Below are 18,124 nucleotides of genomic sequence, written 5' to 3'. Positions count from 1 at the left end.
GAAGGACGAGTTAGTGCTCACCATTTTGCACTTTAAAATCATCCCAGCGGGGACAAACGTCCCGGCGCTGGTGTGACACCTCACATAGCATTAGCTGGCTAGTTCATCCATCCACCATGTTCGAATCGACGACTCGAGTTCACTCTAAGCGGACAAGCGAATACACGCCTTCTCGATGCTCTCATCAGTTGCCGTAAGCGCCACACGAACGAAATCGACTGACTTTTCACCGTAAAAATCACCAGGAGCAACAAGAATTCCCCTACGCGCAAACCACTGCACTAAAGCACGGCCACGATTGGGGGCTACTAAATCAGTCTCTTCAAAATCAAAGTCTTCAGAGGCGCTCAACCACAAGTAGAGACCTGCTTCGGTCCTTTCATAAGGAATAAGCCCCGTTGTCTCGACTGCACGGAGCAACGCAGCGCGTCGCCGACCATAGCGCGCCGACTGGTCGTGAATATGCGTCCAGTCGTTCAGTCCTACTGCGATGGCCGCCTGGACAGGTGCAGGGGTCATAAGCCCCGAGTGTTTCCGTCCTTCGACAACCGCGCTAACTAAATTTTGGTCTCCAACCATGACCGCGCCACGATACCCAGCCATATTCGATTGCTTAGACAACGAATACAGCACCGCTAGCCCCCGAGCGTCATCATCGCATACAGCTGGCCAGAGTAATGATGGTACCCCCGACTTCTGGTAGCGAGGTGACCACGGCAACTCTGCATAACATTCGTCCGCTACTATCACCGTGCCGCGTTCACGCGCCCACTGGACGCATATTTGCGTCCACTCAGCTGACATGACCTCGCCGGTTGGGTTGCTGGGCGAGTTTAGCCACACGAATGCTGCATCATCGGGCCAAGTCGACAGATCGTAGGGATTGACTGGAACCGGCTCAGCGCCCGCCAATACCGCACTCACATGGTAGGTCGGATACGCCACTTCAGGGTAGAGAACCTTATCTCCAGGCCGCACGCCAATCAGTTTTGGCAACCATGCAACCATCTCTTTCGAGCCGGTTGTGGGGATTACCGCATCATCAGATAACTCGATCATGCCCCGATGACGCATCCACTGATGGATTGACTGTTTTACCTGGCCAGTCCCCACTACCGGGGGATATCCAGGAGCGTCAGCGGCTTCTCTTAGCGCTTTCTGGACTGTGGCAGGTGTCGGGTCAACTGGCGTGCCGACCGACAGATCAACGATTCCCTCACGATAGCCATTCGCTTGTTTTCGAGCAGCAGCCAAAGTGTCCCAAGGGAAGTCAGGGAGTCCTAACGGTCGCGGTAGTCCGCTCATCCTCGCGGCTCCACAGCCTCTATTACAGGATGATCGAAATCAAACGGCCCAGTCTTTTGAGCACCGCCAGGCGATCCGATCTTTTCAAAGAAATCTACATTTGCTTTGTAATAGTCCGACCACTGGGGGGGCACATCGTCCTCGTAGAAGATTGCTTCCACAGGGCACACCGGTTCGCACGCACCACAATCGACGCACTCATCCGGATGGATATAAAGCGAACGCTTCCCCTCATAAATACAGTCGACAGGGCACTCATCCACGCATGCACGATCTTTCACGTCTACACATGGTTCAGCGATCACGTATGTCATCATTCCTCCATTACTCGACTGGTCTCATATTAGCGACCACTCGCCCCAAGGTAGACTCATGCAGGTGACAATACATTCTCTCCCTTGGCTAGATTGGACCCCTGGAGACCGGGTGGTGGTTCGATACCGCGCATCGGACGGCGTACACGACGCACTCGGAGAACTACTCGAAACAGCTCCTGAGCATGTTCGCATTAGAGCCAGAAGGGGTGATGTTCTCGTCAAAGCCGAAACCATGATCACAGGCAAGCTTGTATCGAAGCGTTCCCAGATTGCCGAGTAGACTTACATACAAGTCCACTCACCACTAGCGCCCTTCACGCCGACGACGAGCAGCAACCTTGAACCGTTCCTGACTATCGAGAATCACTTTGCGGATACGAACGGCATCGGGAGTAACCTCAACGCACTCGTCGTCCGACGCGAATTCGAGAGCTTCTTCCAATGTCAGTTTCCTTGACGGAGTCAGCGTTTCATAGACATCTGCAGTGGCGGAACGAGTATTGGTTTGCTTCTTCTCCCGCGTGATGTTAACGTCCATATCCTCATTGCGAGGGTTTTCACCCACGACTTGCCCCTCGTACACTTCCGATCCTGGCTCGACCATAAATGAAGCACGCTCTTGCAGCCCAAGCATCGCATAGGGTGTTGCCTGACCAGCCCTATCAGCAACTATCGAACCGGTGGTGCGCTGTTCAATTGGCCCATGCCACGCCTCGTACCCCTCAAAAATTGATGACTGAACACCAGTGCCACGTGTTTCCGTAAGAAATTTTGTTCGGAATCCGATAAGACCGCGTGCAGGCACCAAGAATTCGAGGCGAACCCACCCCGCACCTTGGTTTGACATAGTCTCCATCCGTCCCTTGCGGGCGGCCAATAGTTGAGTTACAGCCCCCAGATGTTCCTCGGGAATATCAACTGTGAGCCGCTCCATCGGTTCCATCAGTTTTCCATCGACGGTTCTCGTCACAACTTGAGGTTTCCCTACAGTCATTTCGTAGCCTTCGCGTCGCATCTGTTCAACCAAAATTGCCAAAGCAAGTTCGCCACGGCCCTGAACTTCCCACGCGTCGGGACGTTCCGTTGGTTCGATACGAAGCGAAACATTTCCAACGAGTTCGCGATCTAGTCGATCCTTCAAAGCGCGTGCAGTAACCTTAGCTCCCTTAACGCGGCCAGCCATCGGAGATGTATTGATACCAATCGTCATTGAGATTGCTGGTTCATCGACGTGAATAGGGGGTAGTGGAACGGGATTGTCGATATCAACTAGTGAGTCACCAATGGTAATCTCCGGGATCCCCGCGATTGCCACAATATCGCCAGCATGAGCTTCCTCGGTGGGTTGACGATCAAGCCCCTCAGTACGCAGAAGCTCCGAAATACGGACATTCGAAGTGTTTCCGTCTTTATTTATCCAAGCAACTTGGTCCCCGCGACGCAAAGTTCCATTGTGGATCCGAATGAGAGCCAGTCGTCCAAGGAACGGGGAAGCATCTAAGTTTGTCACCTGTGCCTGCAGCGGAGCATCTGGGTCACCAGATGGAGCTGGAACCGCATCAAGGATTGCGTCAAATAGCGGTGTCATATCGCCATCAGGCAGTCCCCCATCGCTCGGTTGGCTCCGCGACGACATCCCCGCCTTTGCTGATGCAAAAATGACAGGCATTTCTAGTACTTGATCGAGGTCGATATCAGCACCCTGATTCAGTAGATCTTCAGCAAGTGCCAGCAGAAGATCCGTTGTCTCCTGCACTACCTCGTCAATGCGTGAATCAGGCCGATCTACCTTGTTCACAACAAGCATCACGGGGAGATTCGCCTGCAGAGCTTTACGCAGGACAAATCGTGTTTGAGGCAGGGGTCCTTCCGAGGCGTCCACAAGCAATACCACACCGTCAACCATTGACAGTGCGCGCTCCACTTCACCGCCAAAATCTGCGTGCCCAGGTGTATCAACTACGTTGATCACCACTTCGCGCGACTCAGGGTCATCGACCCGTCGATAACGCACCGCAGTGTTTTTTGCGAGAATCGTGATGCCCTTTTCCCTCTCAAGGTCTCCGGAGTCCATCACTCGTTCGCTACTCGACTCTGCTTTTTGATGGGCAGCGAACGCACCAGCTTGCCACAGCAACGCATCTACCAAAGTTGTCTTGCCGTGGTCGACATGTGCCACAATCGCAACATTACGTAACTCAGGGCGACGGGACATGGTGGAACCTCCAGGTAAAGAACTCTCCCCACCAGACTAGCGACCTCTGCGCCACCCGCTAAGTCAGATTGACGCGAGCTTCCCCACATGTCTCGCGGTAAGCTGGCCACAGACGTTGTGGATCTTGCCTCCATTTATTGTGCTTCCGGTCCCACCGGCTAGGGCCCCAATACTTGCGCTCGCCTTGCGGAATGCTCATTCCGAGCAGGTGAGCCACCTGGTTCTCAAAAGTCTTCTTCTTGCCACGCAAGTCAGCCGTGCGAACTTCAAGTATCCGCCAACCCAGCGATTCTAGCGCTTGCTTCCTTTGCCGATCGGACTCAAATTTGGGCCCACTCGTTGGGTGAAAGGTGACAGATTGCACTTCAATCCCCAGGGGGCCTCCCGGTGCATTTACCCACCCTAGGTCGATTCTTCTCGGTGCAGTTTCACCTGGAATCACCACTGGAATCTGTGTTTGTACTGACGGCAATCGTGCTTCTTCCAGGCGGAGTCGAACTGCAGTCTCTATCGGAGACTCAGATTTCACGTTGACGCTTTTATACGCCAAACGGACAGTGGTAATCCCTCGAAAACCCACCAAACGCGCTATTGCTTTCTCGATCATTACACACGAGACCAGACCTCTTCTCAAAAAGAGCTCGATAAGGTGCGTTCCAACATCCAAAGTTGACACACGCACTAAATCTACAAGAGTGCGCAATGGGGACGTTATACGTAACCCTTTGTAGGTAATGACGTCGCCTTTCGAAAGATCCATGACTCTGCAGTGAATTCCTGGGCTCCTTAGAGCCCTTTTGCCCTGGGGACGTACCATGCAAATCCGATAGGGCTCTCCGAGCCTATGGCTTTCTCTCATATCGATTCCATAGACCAATGCCGCAGTTTCTCCCGCCAGCGCAGCATCGTCTGGTGTGACATGACAAACTGCCAATAGCTTCTCGAAGTCATTCAGTTTTCTGGTTTGATACCACCCATGACAGAATCTCATCGCACGAGCCTCACGCGCATTTTTGGGCAAGCATTTTTCAATCTCATTTAGACTTGTCTTAGGAACCACATATGGGCTTTTATCCACACGTATTGGAGCTACCTGTGGATATCGCAAGGCTCTGCCCAACCCCTCGAACCTCTTTTTTTGGGGATACATCGCCAAAATTTGCCAATTAATAGCCTGACGTTTCGATTGGTAATGAGCCGCCGAAAAAATACTCTTTCCGCAGGTCGATAGATAGATTATCGGATTTCCAGGACGTTGGATACACGTTGCGGAAGCCACGTTTATTCCTTTCATTGCCCCCTGGCGGTTTTATTGTTGCAAAGGCCTCCGACAAGTCCACCACTTCCAAAACAGTCCTGTGGAAAAAAGTGTGTATAATCCAGATTCACAAATATCGGCTTGAGGCTCTAGGCTGGACACATGGGACCAATGCTGAACACAACGCTTCGAAGCGACCTTGGCGTTACGCGAGTGTGCCCAGCTATGGGAAAAACCGAACAATGGATGCCCACTGGCGGAACTCACGTGTTCTTCGAGTCCACCAAAGAGTTTTCTACCGTAGGAGGCGCACGCGCATTCTTAAGTGAGCATAGAGAAAACTCACAACAGGGTATTGCCGATCAAATTCTTTGGGAAGAAATAGAACGAATCGAGCAACCGACATCAACACGTCTCACTTTAGAGCAACACCTCGCTCCTCACCACACCGTACCGGCTTACTTCGACATTCTCTCTTCAGTTGATCTGGTTCTCACCCTGACCGTACATAACACAAGTTCCGAGTCAATTGTTATTGATGAGGCACTACAGTTTGACCTGAATATCGGCGATATAAAGGACGTGACCGTTCAGGGGCTCACAAATCACCTGTTCACCTCCTCAAAGAATAGGTCCCAGAAGAAGACACTCACTGGGGACCTTGTTTTTGTGGGTCCTTCTGAGATTGAGTTCTTTGAGCCCGACGAACTGATTGTCGAGGATTTACGAGGGAGGAGTCGGTTTACTTTCGCAAGTTACGGGGCTTCAACACTGCAGTTTTGGAATCCGTGGGACATCAACATTTCGACCACACCTTACAATGATGATTCGTTGCCTCCAGAGTCGTGGGAAAGATTCCTCAGGGTAGCGTTTGGAAACCGCGGTACCAGTCCCATTTTCCTCGCAGCTGGCGAGGAGCACACGCTTTCTGTACATCTATCGGTAGAGCCTCTCGGCTGACTATTTCCTACACAATCTGAAAGCCCTGTGAACATATGAAACACACATCTACCGTGCCCGCTTGGCTGAGTGTGGCCGCTGTAGCTGTCACTGCTATAGTCCTTCGCCCGGCAGCAACAGCTGTTGGACCAGTCCTTGCAGAGTTGAGTACTGACCTAGGGATGTCGGCTTCTTTGGCAGGTATCCTTACGGCTCTTCCTGGTTTCGTGTTCGCTTTAGCGGGAATGACAGCCAACCGAGTGGTCGCATATATGAGTCCAGTGAGCGCTTTAGCTGTCGCGTGCGGCACTATTGCATTTGGTTCCATTTTGCGTGCTCTTACAGGTTCCTGGAGCCTCTTCCTTCTATACTCCTTGTTCGCTCTGGCAGGAATGGCAATCGGTAACGTGCTGGTCCCGGCTTTCATCAAAACGTCGTTTCCTACCGCCTCGGCAAAAGTAGCAACTCTTTACACCACAGCGCTGGCAATTGGCGCAACACTGCCGACTTTGTTGGCAGCACCACTTAGCCAACTCGGCGGATGGCGGCTCTCTGTCGGCATTTGGTCGCTCTTCGCTGCGATTGCAGCAGTATTGTGGCTCCTCGCCTGGAAGTATTTTCGCCCACAATCATCCGCACATATAACCTCAGAGCGCTTCAGGGTTCGGTCACTGTTGCGTTCGAGCACAGCAGTCGCCCTCATGCTGTTTTTCGGACTGCAGTCCATGCAGGCGTATGTACAATTTGGATGGCTGGCCGAGATATATCGATCCGGGGGGCTTTCCGCTGGCAACGCATCAATAATGCTCGCAATAATTTCTGCAGGAGGAATACCTGGGGGGATAATCATGCCCGCTGTTGTTGCTCGAAAAAAGTGGCTGCCAGCCAGCATAGTTCTTTTTTCAACACTTCTTGCCACTGGCTATGCTGGCTTAGCTTTAATGCCCACCACTTTCCCTTGGCTATGGGCTATTTTCCTAGCAATTTCTGGATTTTGTTTTCCCACTGCACTTGCACTCATCATTGAGCGTACGCGGAATCCTCGTGTTACTAGCGCCGTTTCCGGTTTCGTGCAACCCTACGGCTATCTCTTGGCGGCCGCCGGACCCCTTTTGGTCGGTGTCTTCTACGAGGCGATCGGAGCATGGCCACCCATCCTTTGGAGTCTCGCTGCTTGTGCAATTCCTATGTGTATAGCTGGCCTCATGGCCGCTCGTCCGCAAATCATCGATGATAACCTCTCCATCGTCGGTCCATAAATTTTGCTCTTTGTTTTGGTCTTACCGCCACTTCGAGTTCAAATTCCGGCACCATTGCCGGAAGTCTTTCGTAGACTTCCACATTTTTCGCCACTAGCGACTTCACCATGAGATATGAGGTTATTCGGGCACCATTTATATTGCGCCTCATAGTCTTCTCTATGGTAAACCCATTAGCCTCAAAGAAAGGGCGGGCCAGAGGTGATGCCACAGTAGCTATTTCACGGCAGTGACAATAGATAGTCTCGCGAGTTGCCCAACCAAGAAGCAGAGTTCCTATCCTTTTTCGTGTCATCTCTGGTTTGACATAAATTTTATCAATGAATCCTGTATCGTCGACATCGATAAAGCCTATAAGCTGCTTATTTTGTTCAACAACAACCGTACGGGCTTCTGCCCTGCGGACCGCCCACATATACGAAGTTCCCAACCACCATTGCATCTGTAATGGCGTGTACAGATTGTCACCCAGCACAGTCGTACACTCGACATGCAAATCCCAAGAAGGAAATGCGTACCAGGGGCCGTACAAGTCCAGACGTATCACAGGTTTTGTTGGTGGATAAGGAGGAGGATGTTTTAGTTTAGCCATGAACCGACTTTATGCCGAGTGGACGCAAATTTACGTCTACTCGGCATATATTTTGATGCAAGACACATCTATGCAGGTAAATATGCAGTCTAGTTTCTCTCGTATTGTGGGATATTTTAGGCTCGTCGTAGATTACGACAATGTAATTCTTTTCTAAGATACGCCCCTAATGAATATTCATCGTGGAGAAGCTATGTCTCTATCTGAAATCACAAAACCTTACTATTTAATAACACTGTAAACCTTAAAGACTGTTCATTCATTAGACATTCTAACTATCACGCAAAAATCTTATGCCATCGTGAAACCACGGGCCTGTACTTACACATTTCTCAGAGATCTCCATAGCAATAGGATTGAAAGATTTCCAACTACATCCAGAACCCCGCTCGATACACTTCACAAAATCATTGAGGGCAACTGATCCATAGACGTGAAGGTCGCTGTTACACCTTCACTCATGAGTTCTTGGGCACTGAGATACCCCAGACCTGAGCCTGCAAAGCCCAGAACTGTCGCGCCCGCTGCCAGTCCTGCTTGTACACCTGCACGGGAATCTTCAATGATCACGCTGGATTTCACATCTACCCCCATTGCTTCAGCTGCGGCGATGTACACATCAGGAGCTGGCTTACTTCGCGGCGTTTCCATGCCACTGAAAACCCGATTTCCAAAAAAACCTGCCAATCCCGTCACTTTAAGCTGCATTTCAATTTTTTGTCGATCTGCCCCGCTGACGCATGCGAAACGGTCTTCCATCGCTTCAGAGACTGTTGCAACCGCATTGATTGCTCCCGGTACAGCGCCCAACTCATGGCGTAACGCATCGTCCCTGCGGCGTCGAAAACTATCAATCCACCCATCGTCAATCAAATACCCAGTCTCTTTATAAATGAGAGGAGCTTGATCTTTGAATGATTTGCCAATAAATCGTCGGACACATTCTTCTTCAGAGATATTCCACCCTAAATCGATGAGCATTTCCCTAAAAACCCTGTGTGTAATGAGTTCGGAATCGACTAGTACGCCGTCGCAGTCGAAGAATACTGCAGAAAATTGGTGCGTCACAAAAGCCAACTTTACCATTTGCTAGCTATTGCCTTCTGAGTTGATGGACTGAGCCTCTCACCAAACTACTGACCTCTATAGGTCGAACACCTCTTTTTCACTCGGCAATCTGTCGCACTTCCATCGCAAGCAGACTCAACAGGAAATATTTTCCATTGCGGAAAACGTCTGATGGACTTTCCTCCATGGAAAGTGACCCCACCACTGCGTCCCCCGTAGAGATTAGCAATTCGATCGATTTGCTTGACGCAGATCGTGCCCGACTCACCCAAAGCGTCGCAATTCCTTGGTCGTTATTTTTCGCATACGGCGGTGTCGGAGCGTGGTTCGTGGCAAATGCGGCATCGACCTCACCTGGAGCTGACTATCGAGCCCCGGGATCGTTTTTTCTCATCCTTGCCGTGGGTCTTGTCATCACGTACCTTCTTGAGCAGCGCTCGGGCATTCGATTCCGGACAATGGGCGGTCAGGCGATTGTCTTCGTGACCGCTCTCATTGTCACGCTACTAGCGCTCTATAGCGTATCCCTAGGCTTAGTATCACTAGATCTGTCGTGGGCGGTTGTCTTCACGACTCTCGCAGCATTTCTCGCTGCAACTGTTTTGTCGAAGCTAGTATTCTCTTCAGCGCTCAAGAGGACAGCTCGTGGGTGATACCATTTTTGACGAGGTGATTCACGCGCCACTGCGGTTTCGCATCTGCGGAATACTCAACAGTGTCGAAAGACTTAAGTTTCAAGTGCTCAGAGATACTCTTACCGTGGCCGATGCATCGTTATCTAAGAACCTCAAGGTGCTCTCATCAGCTGGCTATGTGTCCATTTCGAAGAATCCGTCACCAAAGAGAACCGATTCGCGGCGACTGACCTGGCTATCTCTCACCCGCCAAGGGCGTCTAGCATTCTCCTCTCACATAAGGGCCCTTCGTGAAATAGCAGAGATGGAAAACCTTCACCTCAATGACTCTTCTAAGTAATACTATTGACATCCTCTAACGTTCTATACGTTGAACATCCTAGTCATCCCAATAGCTGCACTCATCAATGACGAGTTCACCTTTTCGTACGTCGCAGGATCGCATCCATTCCGGTGTTATTCGCACCAGCGCATAGGTGCTTGCTAGCGCCTGTGAGCGCGGAAACTGTCTAAGGTATTCCATACCGTACTCATGCCGCTGAGTACCTTCAAGGATCTTTGCTGTCCCTTCTACCTGCACCGCAAGACCATCATCTCGTCCTACTACTAATGCAATATGAGGCGTTGCTGCGATATTACGAATTTTGCGACTATAGGTCAGCGAACTAAAGATCAGTTCACCTGCATCGTTGGATGCTAGTCCCACTAATGCAGCTTCCGGTTTGCCACTTCTATTGACGGTGGCGATAACGCCTTCACTGACCTGACGAACAAATGCGACAAAATCATCACGTGTCATTTCTTGCCCCCTTGCACGGATTATCTATGTCTATTTCTTCTTCGATTCTAGTGGCGTGCTTCCTTGAAAAAGTAAGCCAAGAGACCCATACATGCTAATAATAAGTATCACGCAGATATTCATATGGTTTCCATGGGCTCCAGGAACGCTCTATCTGCGGTTTTATGTCACAATAGGTTCAGCCATTACTCGCGTTGGAAATAGGTGGAAGGAATGCCTCAAGACCGTCCTCACCTCGCAAACCTCCATGTTCTCATCAATGTCTGTAGATCCGTGTGGCAGTCATGAATCCTGAATACGAAGAAGCATCGACCGGTACGAACCCTGAGATTCTTGCCATGCTTTTTCAATCAGATGATGCGTTAATTCGAGCCGCATTGGCCGCGAATCCTGCTTTGCCCGCCACCTATATTGGCGCTCTAGGAAGAGATCGGGACGAAGAAGTGCGCGCCAATCTGGCAACAAGACCTCATCTGAACAAACGGTTAGTGCACAGGCTGGGGAAAGACCGGTCTGATCTCGTCAGAGCTACGGTGGCGAAACGAACTGATATATCTCCCCGTCTCATGGGTCGCCTCGCGCGAGATTATTACCCTTGGGTGAGGTGCCAGATAGCTGAAAACCCGCGGGTCCCCCTGCGCATTCTACGAAGACTAGCTGAGGATACTGACGATTCTGTGCGCGAGGTGGCCTCAGTTCATCTGTGGCACCGACAGAACTACTAAACGCTTGACGTGGCAGTGTATCTAGTATTGAGTACATGACGATTCTTCCGATACGCATATGGGGCGATCCGGTTCTGCACCGTCCAGCTGACAGCGTGGACCGTGTTGATTCGACGATTCGCGACTTAGTTCAGGACATGTATGAGACGATGGATGCCGCTCCTGGAGTTGGGCTTGCCGCACCCCAAGTTGGTGTTCCTTTGCGTCTTTACACCTACACCTATGAGAGAAAGTCGGGGATCTGGCGCGGCGTGGTGATTAATCCAACGTTGTGGATGCTGCCGCCGAAGCCCGGGATGCCGGATCCGGAGACTGAGTCTGAGGGGTGCTTGTCGTTTCCTGGAGAGCAATATCCTTTGCGTCGTTCTGGCCGGGTGCGCGTGCGGGGAGTCGATTTGGAGGGGAACCGTGTCAAGATCAATGTTGGAGGTTGGCGGGCACGAATCATGCAACATGAGTTCGACCATCTGGATGGAATCATCTACGTGGACAGGCTTCTACCTAAATATCATCGGCAGGCCATGAAGATTGTGGACGCGGAGGGGTGGGGCCAGCCGGGGTTGTCCTGGCTTCCGGAAAAAGAGTGATCCTGTGGTCCGGGCTTGTCATTCTGATTGAATAGGAAGAGTCCTCTTGCTCGCCCAATGACGCTTTTCACCACTGTAGGGGTCGGTAAATGACAGCTCACCTGCTAATAGCTGCATCGGCTGGGAAAAATCAGTAAGGGCTCTATCGCGCACCGTGGGATAGAGCCAGTCGCCCATAATAGGAATACCCACATGGCTCAGGTGTACGCGTAACTGGTGGGTTTTTCCTGTCCGAGGTGTCAGCCGGTAGAGCCCATAGCGGCCGCAAGTGCTTTCCCGCTCAATGAGCGTTTCTGAGTTCGCTGGGAGGCCTGGGATGACTCGAGCCTGCAGTTCACCTCGGTTCTTCGCAATATGGTTGCGAACTGTTATTGGAAAACTCAAGTGGGAGGATTCATTAGCTAATGCCCAATAGGTCTTCGACACAGCGCCGCGCTCGAACAGTGACTGGTAGGCGCCCCGCCAACGTCTCTCTTTGGTCAGGGCAAGAAGGCCTGAGGTGTCTTTGTCGAGTCGGTGCATCGGAGCCAGCTCTGGCAGTCCCAATTCGAAACGCAACCGCACCACGACACTTTGACGCACGTGGCTTCCTCTCGGCATGGTCGCTAAGAAGGGCGGCTTATCAACAATGAGGATCTTATCGTCTTCGTACACAATATCGATGCGCCCTGGTACTTCCGGTTCTTCGACTTCTTCGCGGTAGAACCAGATTAGGGTATGTGGGCGATACGCATCATCGGCTAGTACTGCAGCACCTGAGGAGTACACAAAGTCTCCTCGCGCAATCATGTCCGCTACTGGAACATTTGCTGGGACTCTCTCAGTGAGCCATTCTCCCATTGTGCGCCAGGGAGACGAGGGTCCCTTATTCCTATCTGGCGTGCGGAGTTTTGCCGCGTCAAGGCCTCGCCGAGGCGGCAACGGAGAGCGTTCGAGCACTCAGCCATAGTACCGACTGCGTGGCGCGCGCGTCTCTTTTAGGCGCCTTTCCTATTGGACGATTTTTAGTGACGGCCATCTTTCAGTCCATTTTTTCTTTTGGATGCGGGATTCGAATAGTTTTTGAGCTGCAGCGCTGCGAAGTGCCGGTATTGGCCGTGCAACCAAGTTAAAGAGATCTTGAGTTCCATAGCAGAAGAGAAAACTGAGTCGTCCTTGCGACAGGCGCACGGCAACACAGGTGGCCGTCTCAACCCAGTGGGATATCCCTTCGGCCGTCGAAGAATAGGGGTCGCTGCCATCAACTACGTGCATGCGCGCTTGATTGCGGACTTCCCACATGGCAAACGGAAAACGCTTCCGCACAATGTCATCGAATTCCCAGTCACACTCGGGGGTTCGGTTGTTGCGGTCAAAGTAGACCAAGTCGACATCCGCATCATGCAATGGAGGTCGGCCACTTAGATGGTCCCACACAGCGTTGCGTAAAAATCCAGCCCCACCACAAAAATGGAACCAAGCATCGACTCAACCAAACCATCAGCAGACCCTTTCGCCCGGATCGGCATCTGCGAACACTGCACTAAGCGCTGGAGCTGCCGCTCACCAGCATCAACCTGCAGGCTGTGCCCACGGACGAGACGATCTTCGCAAAACTCACCCGCCGCCCCTTACGTTCTCTCGGCCTGCACAGCGGAACCACGCTCACGACGCTTACCGATGTCGACCCATCGCTGTGCTCCACGATCAGAGACTCTCCGTCATGGATCGTGCCGATCACACGGACATTGGGCACCAGATCCCTTCTCTCTGTCTGCGAGTACAAGCGGATCCCCAGCAGATGCTCCTCACTCATGCTCGGCATTTTGTCAACGCTGTCCAGGGAATTCCCGGCCCTGCGCCACAACAGCAATGCAGAAGACACCGAATGCCAGAGCCCTGTGGATGTGATGTCCATGGGGCTCTGAGCGGTGGAGGTGAAGAATCCGCCGCAAATGCTGCATGCACACGGCATCTGAATCTTTGGCGTAAGAAGGGGCAAGGTAGATGAAGTATCCATCACGCAGTTGATACACGGTATCAGGCTCGTGAAACGGTCTTCGTCCGTTGGTGCTGTAGCAGTCACGTCTGATTGAATAACAGTTACTAGTCGTCGCGTCCCCCCTCCCCGAGTACTTCGCTGTAGCGGTTCATCGCTCTCTCAATGTGCTCCAACGCCATCTTCAAGCCAGTCAGCACTGCAATTTCGTGCGCGTACTCAATTTCTCAATCACCAAGCATCAAAGAGAACTTCTCGACCGCAACGGCCAGCCCTTCGCGGTGAAGATGTGATGGGTTTTGCTATGCCTCTTCATCATCCTTGTCTTCAGAAGGAAAAAGCTGCGATCAAAAGACCATCGGATCACTCGTCGTGGTGCCAGAGAGAAGATGCCCTCACTTAGCTCTTCGCGTGCTACCGCTGTCGTGCCCACCTCTTGGCATCCAATAATCTGCCAATATCTGCCCCGCCCAACAGGCTGTTACCGGATGAAGCTCGGTGAAAAACCAACGCATCAAACGTTAAACCTGAACTCGACCACATCGCCGTCGTTCATGACATAGTCCTTGCCCTCCATACGGACGCGCCCTTTAGCCCGGGCTTCCGCAATAGAGCCGTACTCCATCAGGTCATCGAAGCTCACTACTTCAGCCTTGATGAATCCTTTTTGGAAGTCAGTGTGAATCACACCGGCAGCAACCGGAGCCGTGTCGCCCTTGTGGATGGTCCATGCCCTGGCCTCTTTTGGACCCGCAGTCAAGTAGGTCTGCAATCCTAGAGTGTCAAATCCAACCCTAGCTAACTGGTCCAGCCCAGATTCCTCTTGCCCCGCCTCGGCCAACATTTCGCGGGCATCATCCTCATCGAGTTCTACCAGCTCAGCCTCAAACGCAGCATCAAGGAAAATAGCTTCGGCTGGCGAGACAAGCTCACGCAATTCCTGTTTGAGGGAATCATCATCCATGCCGGCAGCATCCATGTTGAACACATAAATGAAGGGCTTGGTGGTCATCAGTTGGAACGATTTGAGAATATCGTGGTCAAGTCCGGAAGTCGCAGAAAGCAGTTTGCCTGCCTCTAGTATCTCGAGCGCTTTCTTTGCGGTATCGAGGACTTCGGCGTCGACGCGACGGTTCCTTACGTCCTTTTCGAGGCGAGGGATTGCTTTTTCCAACGTCTGCACGTCAGCCAAGATCAACTCAGTTGCTATTGTTTCTATGTCCGAGGCCGGGTCGACTTTCCCATCGACGTGGACCACATCTGGGTCAGCAAACACGCGGGTTACCTGGCAAATAGCGTCCGCCTCGCGAATATTGGCGAGGAACTGATTGCCAAGGCCCTCCCCCTCGGAGGCTCCACGCACGATGCCTGCAATATCGACAAACGATACGGTTGCAGGAACTATCTTTTCTGAGCCAAAAACCTCGGCAAGACGATTGAGTCTCTCATCCGGTAGCGGGACGATTCCGATATTAGGCTCAATGGTTGCGAATGGATAGTTCGCAGCGAGTACCGTCGCACGCGTCAGAGCATTAAAGAGAGTCGACTTACCTACGTTGGGTAGTCCTGCGATTCCAATAGTCAAAGCCACGGGGTTTAGTCTACCTGGGGCGCAGTGCGGTCCCGAATCGCCGTGTTGTTAGGTTAATGACTAGAGGAAGCAGCACCGCAACTCGCTTCAAGACGCATCAGTGCGTGTGGGGAAGAACTGGGAGGGCTCTTTCACCGTGCTCGCGAAGTGCTGTCTTGAGGTTTCTCGGCAGTGCGAAGGTGATAGTTTCAACTTGAGTGCGAACCTCTTCCACCTCGCCAAAACCATGATTCTGTAACCAGGAAATGACGTCGCGCACCAGAATCTCTGGCACTGACGCGCCGGATGTGACCCCTACTGTAGAACCTGGTGTAAACCATTGGTCTTGAAGTTCATCAGCTTTATCAACGCGGTAGGCCGTGCGAGCACCGTTTTCAAGAGCTACTTCGACCAGGCGAACCGAATTGGATGAGTTTGCCGAACCAACCACGATCATGGTCTCAACCTGAGGTGCAATCGCTTTGACTGACTCTTGCCGGTTTTGAGTGGCATAGCAGATGTCATCTGAGGGCGGATTGCTGAGATTCGGGAATCTCTCCCTCAAGCGGCGAACAGTTTCCATTGTCTCGTCAACCGAGAGCGTGGTTTGCGAAATCCACACGACTTTGTCAGGGTCACGTACTTCGACTTGATCGACTTCATCAGGGGTGCCGACTATCTGGATGTGTTTGGGGGCGTGCCCGAAAGTTCCTTCAACTTCTTCATGACCGACGTGCCCAACCAAAATAATGTCGTAGTCTTCTTTAGCAAAACGGGTTGCTTCCCGGTGCACTTTAGTCACCAAAGGACAGGTCGCATCAATTGTTTGTAAGCCGCGAGCCTCAGCCGCTGCATGCACGGCTGGCGAGACGCCGTGAGCCGAGAACACAACATGAGCACCCTGGGGAACTTCGTCAGTTTCCTCTACAAAAATGGCGCCCCGGGCAGCCAGAGTCTCCACTACATATTTGTTATGAACGATCTCTTTTCGCACGTAAATTGGAGCTCCATACAGTTCAAGCGCCTTTTCGACCGCTTCAACCGCTCGATCAACTCCTGCGCAGTATCCGCGAGGGGCAGCCAACAGAATCCGGCCAGTGTCACCTACATCCATGTCCACAGCCTACCGTGCCCGGGTTATCCACAAATTGTGAGGTTGTCGTTTTACCTCTGCGCTCTGTCATGGCACAGTGTTACTCATGACGATTCAGACGGCCCCGATTCCGGATCCGGCGCGTGTACTGCCGCCTATGGCGGGTGGAACCACAGTGGAAAACCCCTGGCCACTGCGGCTCCTCGCCTCTAAGATGCAGGCCCACATTGCCCGCATGCCTGAGTTGTGGATCGAAGCGCAAGTAGTGGAATACAAACCCCGCCCAGGGACACGCACGGCATTTTTCGTTATCCGCGATATCGAAAGCGACGTTTCAATCAACGTCAACGCGTTTCCTCAGACAGTCGAAAGTGCCGGAGTGGCTTTCGATGCTGGCGCTCGAGTCGTCATGCGTGTCAAACCCAATTTTTGGGAGACACGCGGATCCCTCTCGCTCCGTGCCCATGAGATTCTGATACAGGGCGAGGGGGATCTTCTAGCCCAAATTGACCAGCTACGCCGAGCGTTAGCAGCCGAGGGCCTCTTCACTGAAGACAGAAAGAAGCCTCTTCCCTTTTTGCCTCGTAGCATTGGTTTGATTTGCGGGCGCAATGCCAAAGCAAAGGAAGATGTTCTGGCTAATGCCAGACTTCGTTGGCCATCGGCTCAGTTTGTTATTCGCGAAGTTGCTGTGCAAGGTGTCAACTGTGTTGCCCAGGTCAGTGCCGCCTTGGTCGAGTTGGACCGTAAAGATGATATCGACGTGATAGTCATTACGCGAGGAGGAGGCTCTGTTGAAGATTTGCTTCCATTCTCGGATGAGTCATTGGTCCGGCTAGCAGCCGCAGCCCGCACTCCCCTAGTCTCGGCAATCGGACACGAAGAGGACGCTCCTCTCCTCGATCTCGTTGCCGACTACCGAGCATCAACGCCCACAGATGCTGCACGCAAGATTGTTCCAGATGCCCACGAGCTATTGGGCGAACTTTCTGAATTATCGTCCCGGGCAACAAGTGCTGTTCGCAGCCGACTCCAGAGGGAAAGCGATGCCCTCAACATGCTCATTAGCCGTCCGGTTCTTGCCCAGCCCGGAGCCCCCTTTGAAAGCCAACTGGAACGCCTTGAAACGGCAGTGTTACGTATGCGGGGAGCAGCATCAAGTCGGGTTGCAGCATTCAACGCGGAACTCGATTCGATGGAGGCAACGCTTCGTGCCATCTCACCGCAGGCAACTTTGGAACGTGGATACTCCATCCTGCGCGCACCCGATGGGACGGTAGTGATGGATGCTGGAAATGTAAAAAAAGGTGACCTCCTTGAGGCGGTCATGGCCAGGGGATCACTGGTCGCTCAAGTATTTGGCACCAACCCTATAAAGCCTCAAGCCCCCTCACACGATGAAACCCCACCAACTCAAGAAAAGTCACTCTGAAGCAATCTCAAGGGAGAAAACACCATGGAAAACATCGACACCTTAAGCTTCGAACAGGCCCGCGATGAGCTGCGTCAGGTGATACAAGTCCTTGAATCAGGAAGCGCCCCACTTGAGAAGACCTTGGAACTGTGGAAACGAGGAGAATCCTTGGCGCAACGTTGTCGCACTATTTTGGAATCAGCATTGCGAGAAGTGCAGCAGAGCGCTACCGCTCCTGATGGGCCATCCCAACACAACTCAGACTCGAACTCGGAAGTGTAAGCGAAAGAGCGCCATCTGCCGGTACAGTAGTAAGGCGGCTGAACCTGCATTTGGTCGACCTTGAACATATACCTGCGAACCTGGAGCG

Annotated in this window: 20 protein-coding genes; 9 read left to right on the top strand and 11 right to left on the bottom strand. The window is 52.3% G+C overall.

The window, feature by feature from the left end; translation table 11 throughout:
* Window positions 1-144: 144 nt before the first annotated feature.
* Both dapC and fdxA read right to left on the bottom strand, forming a co-directional pair.
* Window positions 145-1,305 (bottom strand): succinyldiaminopimelate transaminase, encoded by a 1,161-nt coding sequence (gene dapC, locus FYJ24_RS01445; RefSeq protein ID WP_154542848.1) that lies wholly within the window; start codon window positions 1,303-1,305, stop codon window positions 145-147.
* Window positions 1,302-1,619: a ferredoxin gene (gene fdxA, locus FYJ24_RS01440; protein WP_154542953.1), complete on the bottom strand. Its 318-nt coding sequence runs from the start codon at window positions 1,617-1,619 to the stop codon at window positions 1,302-1,304. Before fdxA ends, dapC begins: the two co-directional genes overlap by 4 nt.
* A 64-nt stretch (window positions 1,620-1,683) precedes the next feature.
* Here fdxA and FYJ24_RS01435 point away from each other — a divergent pair, with 64 nt between their 5' ends.
* On the top strand, window positions 1,684-1,902 hold the full coding sequence (locus tag FYJ24_RS01435; protein WP_225871893.1) for a putative acetyltransferase: 219 nt from the start codon (window positions 1,684-1,686) through the stop codon (window positions 1,900-1,902).
* Window positions 1,903-1,926: 24 nt separating this feature from the next.
* Here the strand turns inward: FYJ24_RS01435 and typA are convergent, their stop codons facing one another.
* Both typA and FYJ24_RS01425 read right to left on the bottom strand, forming a co-directional pair.
* Window positions 1,927-3,837, bottom strand: a complete 1,911-nt coding sequence (gene typA / locus FYJ24_RS01430; protein WP_154542844.1) for a translational GTPase TypA — start codon at window positions 3,835-3,837, stop codon at window positions 1,927-1,929.
* Window positions 3,838-3,895: 58 nt separating this feature from the next.
* Complete coding sequence (locus FYJ24_RS01425) at window positions 3,896-4,597, bottom strand: hypothetical protein (protein ID WP_154542842.1); 702 nt, start codon at window positions 4,595-4,597, stop codon at window positions 3,896-3,898.
* A gap of 660 nt (window positions 4,598-5,257) precedes the next feature.
* Here FYJ24_RS01425 and FYJ24_RS01420 point away from each other — a divergent pair.
* Complete coding sequence (locus FYJ24_RS01420; RefSeq protein ID WP_154542840.1) at window positions 5,258-6,055, top strand: aldose epimerase family protein; 798 nt, start codon at window positions 5,258-5,260, stop codon at window positions 6,053-6,055.
* Between the two features lie 35 nt (window positions 6,056-6,090).
* Window positions 6,091-7,293 (top strand): MFS transporter, encoded by a 1,203-nt coding sequence (locus FYJ24_RS01415; RefSeq protein ID WP_154542838.1) that lies wholly within the window; start codon window positions 6,091-6,093, stop codon window positions 7,291-7,293.
* Here FYJ24_RS01415 and FYJ24_RS01410 read toward each other — a convergent pair.
* On the bottom strand, window positions 7,259-7,885 hold the full coding sequence (locus tag FYJ24_RS01410) for a GNAT family N-acetyltransferase (protein ID WP_154542836.1): 627 nt from the start codon (window positions 7,883-7,885) through the stop codon (window positions 7,259-7,261). The genes FYJ24_RS01415 and FYJ24_RS01410 overlap by 35 nt on opposite strands.
* A 399-nt stretch (window positions 7,886-8,284) precedes the next feature.
* Entirely contained in the window at window positions 8,285-8,953 is a 669-nt protein-coding gene (locus FYJ24_RS01405; protein ID WP_206192423.1) for an HAD family hydrolase, read from the bottom strand.
* Window positions 8,954-9,138: 185 nt separating this feature from the next.
* On the opposite strand from FYJ24_RS01405, the gene FYJ24_RS01400 reads away from it, so the two are divergent.
* Both FYJ24_RS01400 and FYJ24_RS01395 read left to right on the top strand, forming a co-directional pair.
* Window positions 9,139-9,606, top strand: a complete 468-nt coding sequence (locus FYJ24_RS01400; protein WP_154542832.1) for a hypothetical protein — start codon at window positions 9,139-9,141, stop codon at window positions 9,604-9,606.
* Window positions 9,599-9,928: a transcriptional regulator gene (locus FYJ24_RS01395; RefSeq protein ID WP_318656425.1), complete on the top strand. Its 330-nt coding sequence runs from the start codon at window positions 9,599-9,601 to the stop codon at window positions 9,926-9,928. The genes FYJ24_RS01400 and FYJ24_RS01395 overlap by 8 nt, the downstream gene beginning before the upstream one ends.
* A 39-nt stretch (window positions 9,929-9,967) precedes the next feature.
* On the opposite strand, the gene FYJ24_RS01390 is transcribed toward FYJ24_RS01395, so the two are convergent.
* Window positions 9,968-10,387, bottom strand: a complete 420-nt coding sequence (locus FYJ24_RS01390; RefSeq protein WP_154542830.1) for a pyridoxamine 5'-phosphate oxidase family protein — start codon at window positions 10,385-10,387, stop codon at window positions 9,968-9,970.
* A 275-nt stretch (window positions 10,388-10,662) separates the two neighbouring features.
* On the opposite strand from FYJ24_RS01390, the gene FYJ24_RS01385 reads away from it, so the two are divergent.
* Entirely contained in the window at window positions 10,663-11,112 is a 450-nt protein-coding gene (locus FYJ24_RS01385; protein WP_206192422.1) for a hypothetical protein, read from the top strand.
* Between the two features lie 35 nt (window positions 11,113-11,147).
* Window positions 11,148-11,699 carry a peptide deformylase gene (gene def / locus FYJ24_RS01380; RefSeq protein WP_154542826.1) on the top strand — a complete coding sequence of 184 codons (552 nt, stop codon included), beginning with the start codon at window positions 11,148-11,150 and terminating at the stop codon, window positions 11,697-11,699.
* 18 nt (window positions 11,700-11,717) lie between these two features.
* Here the strand turns inward: def and FYJ24_RS01375 are convergent, their stop codons facing one another.
* The 4 genes from FYJ24_RS01375 to FYJ24_RS01360 all read right to left on the bottom strand — a co-directional run bounded on the left by FYJ24_RS01375 (window position 11,718) and on the right by FYJ24_RS01360 (window position 16,361).
* Window positions 11,718-12,638, bottom strand: coding sequence for a pseudouridine synthase (locus FYJ24_RS01375; protein WP_206192421.1), 921 nt, complete (start codon window positions 12,636-12,638; stop codon window positions 11,718-11,720).
* 51 nt (window positions 12,639-12,689) lie between these two features.
* Window positions 12,690-13,085: a nucleotidyltransferase family protein gene (locus FYJ24_RS01370; RefSeq protein ID WP_154542824.1), complete on the bottom strand. Its 396-nt coding sequence runs from the start codon at window positions 13,083-13,085 to the stop codon at window positions 12,690-12,692.
* Between the two features lie 1,106 nt (window positions 13,086-14,191).
* Window positions 14,192-15,268, bottom strand: coding sequence for a redox-regulated ATPase YchF (ychF, locus tag FYJ24_RS01365; RefSeq protein WP_318656424.1), 1,077 nt, complete (start codon window positions 15,266-15,268; stop codon window positions 14,192-14,194).
* Between the two features lie 97 nt (window positions 15,269-15,365).
* Entirely contained in the window at window positions 15,366-16,361 is a 996-nt protein-coding gene (locus tag FYJ24_RS01360; RefSeq protein ID WP_154542822.1) for a 4-hydroxy-3-methylbut-2-enyl diphosphate reductase, read from the bottom strand.
* A gap of 85 nt (window positions 16,362-16,446) precedes the next feature.
* On the opposite strand from FYJ24_RS01360, the gene xseA reads away from it, so the two are divergent.
* Together xseA and FYJ24_RS01350 are read left to right on the top strand one after the other, a co-directional pair.
* The gene (gene xseA, locus FYJ24_RS01355) at window positions 16,447-17,772 is read left to right on the top strand and encodes an exodeoxyribonuclease VII large subunit (protein ID WP_225871892.1); all 1,326 of its coding nucleotides are present in this window, start codon (window positions 16,447-16,449) and stop codon (window positions 17,770-17,772) included.
* A gap of 24 nt (window positions 17,773-17,796) precedes the next feature.
* On the top strand, window positions 17,797-18,036 hold the full coding sequence (locus FYJ24_RS01350) for an exodeoxyribonuclease VII small subunit (protein ID WP_154542820.1): 240 nt from the start codon (window positions 17,797-17,799) through the stop codon (window positions 18,034-18,036).
* The last annotated feature ends 88 nt before the right edge of the window (window positions 18,037-18,124 follow it).

It is taken from the genome of Scrofimicrobium canadense (assembly GCF_009696615.1).
GTDB lineage: Bacteria > Actinomycetota > Actinomycetes > Actinomycetales > Actinomycetaceae > Scrofimicrobium > Scrofimicrobium canadense.
This window is presented reverse-complemented; position numbering and strand designations above follow the sequence as displayed.

Coding starts and splice junctions, on each gene's coding strand:
- typA (WP_154542844.1), bottom strand. CDS start 3,837: ATGTCCCGTCGCCCTGAGTTACGTAATGTTGCGATTGTGGCACATGTC.
- fdxA (WP_154542953.1), bottom strand. CDS start 1,619: ATGACATACGTGATCGCTGAACCATGTGTAGACGTGAAAGATCGTGCA.
- FYJ24_RS01400 (WP_154542832.1), top strand. CDS start 9,139: ATGGAAAGTGACCCCACCACTGCGTCCCCCGTAGAGATTAGCAATTCG.
- FYJ24_RS01415 (WP_154542838.1), top strand. CDS start 6,091: ATGAAACACACATCTACCGTGCCCGCTTGGCTGAGTGTGGCCGCTGTA.
- FYJ24_RS01350 (WP_154542820.1), top strand. CDS start 17,797: ATGGAAAACATCGACACCTTAAGCTTCGAACAGGCCCGCGATGAGCTG.
- def (WP_154542826.1), top strand. CDS start 11,148: ATGACGATTCTTCCGATACGCATATGGGGCGATCCGGTTCTGCACCGT.
- dapC (WP_154542848.1), bottom strand. CDS start 1,305: ATGAGCGGACTACCGCGACCGTTAGGACTCCCTGACTTCCCTTGGGAC.
- xseA (WP_225871892.1), top strand. CDS start 16,447: ATGACGATTCAGACGGCCCCGATTCCGGATCCGGCGCGTGTACTGCCG.
- FYJ24_RS01410 (WP_154542836.1), bottom strand. CDS start 7,885: ATGGCTAAACTAAAACATCCTCCTCCTTATCCACCAACAAAACCTGTG.
- FYJ24_RS01420 (WP_154542840.1), top strand. CDS start 5,258: ATGGGACCAATGCTGAACACAACGCTTCGAAGCGACCTTGGCGTTACG.
- FYJ24_RS01425 (WP_154542842.1), bottom strand. CDS start 4,597: ATGGATCTTTCGAAAGGCGACGTCATTACCTACAAAGGGTTACGTATA.
- FYJ24_RS01360 (WP_154542822.1), bottom strand. CDS start 16,361: ATGGATGTAGGTGACACTGGCCGGATTCTGTTGGCTGCCCCTCGCGGA.
- FYJ24_RS01390 (WP_154542830.1), bottom strand. CDS start 10,387: ATGACACGTGATGATTTTGTCGCATTTGTTCGTCAGGTCAGTGAAGGC.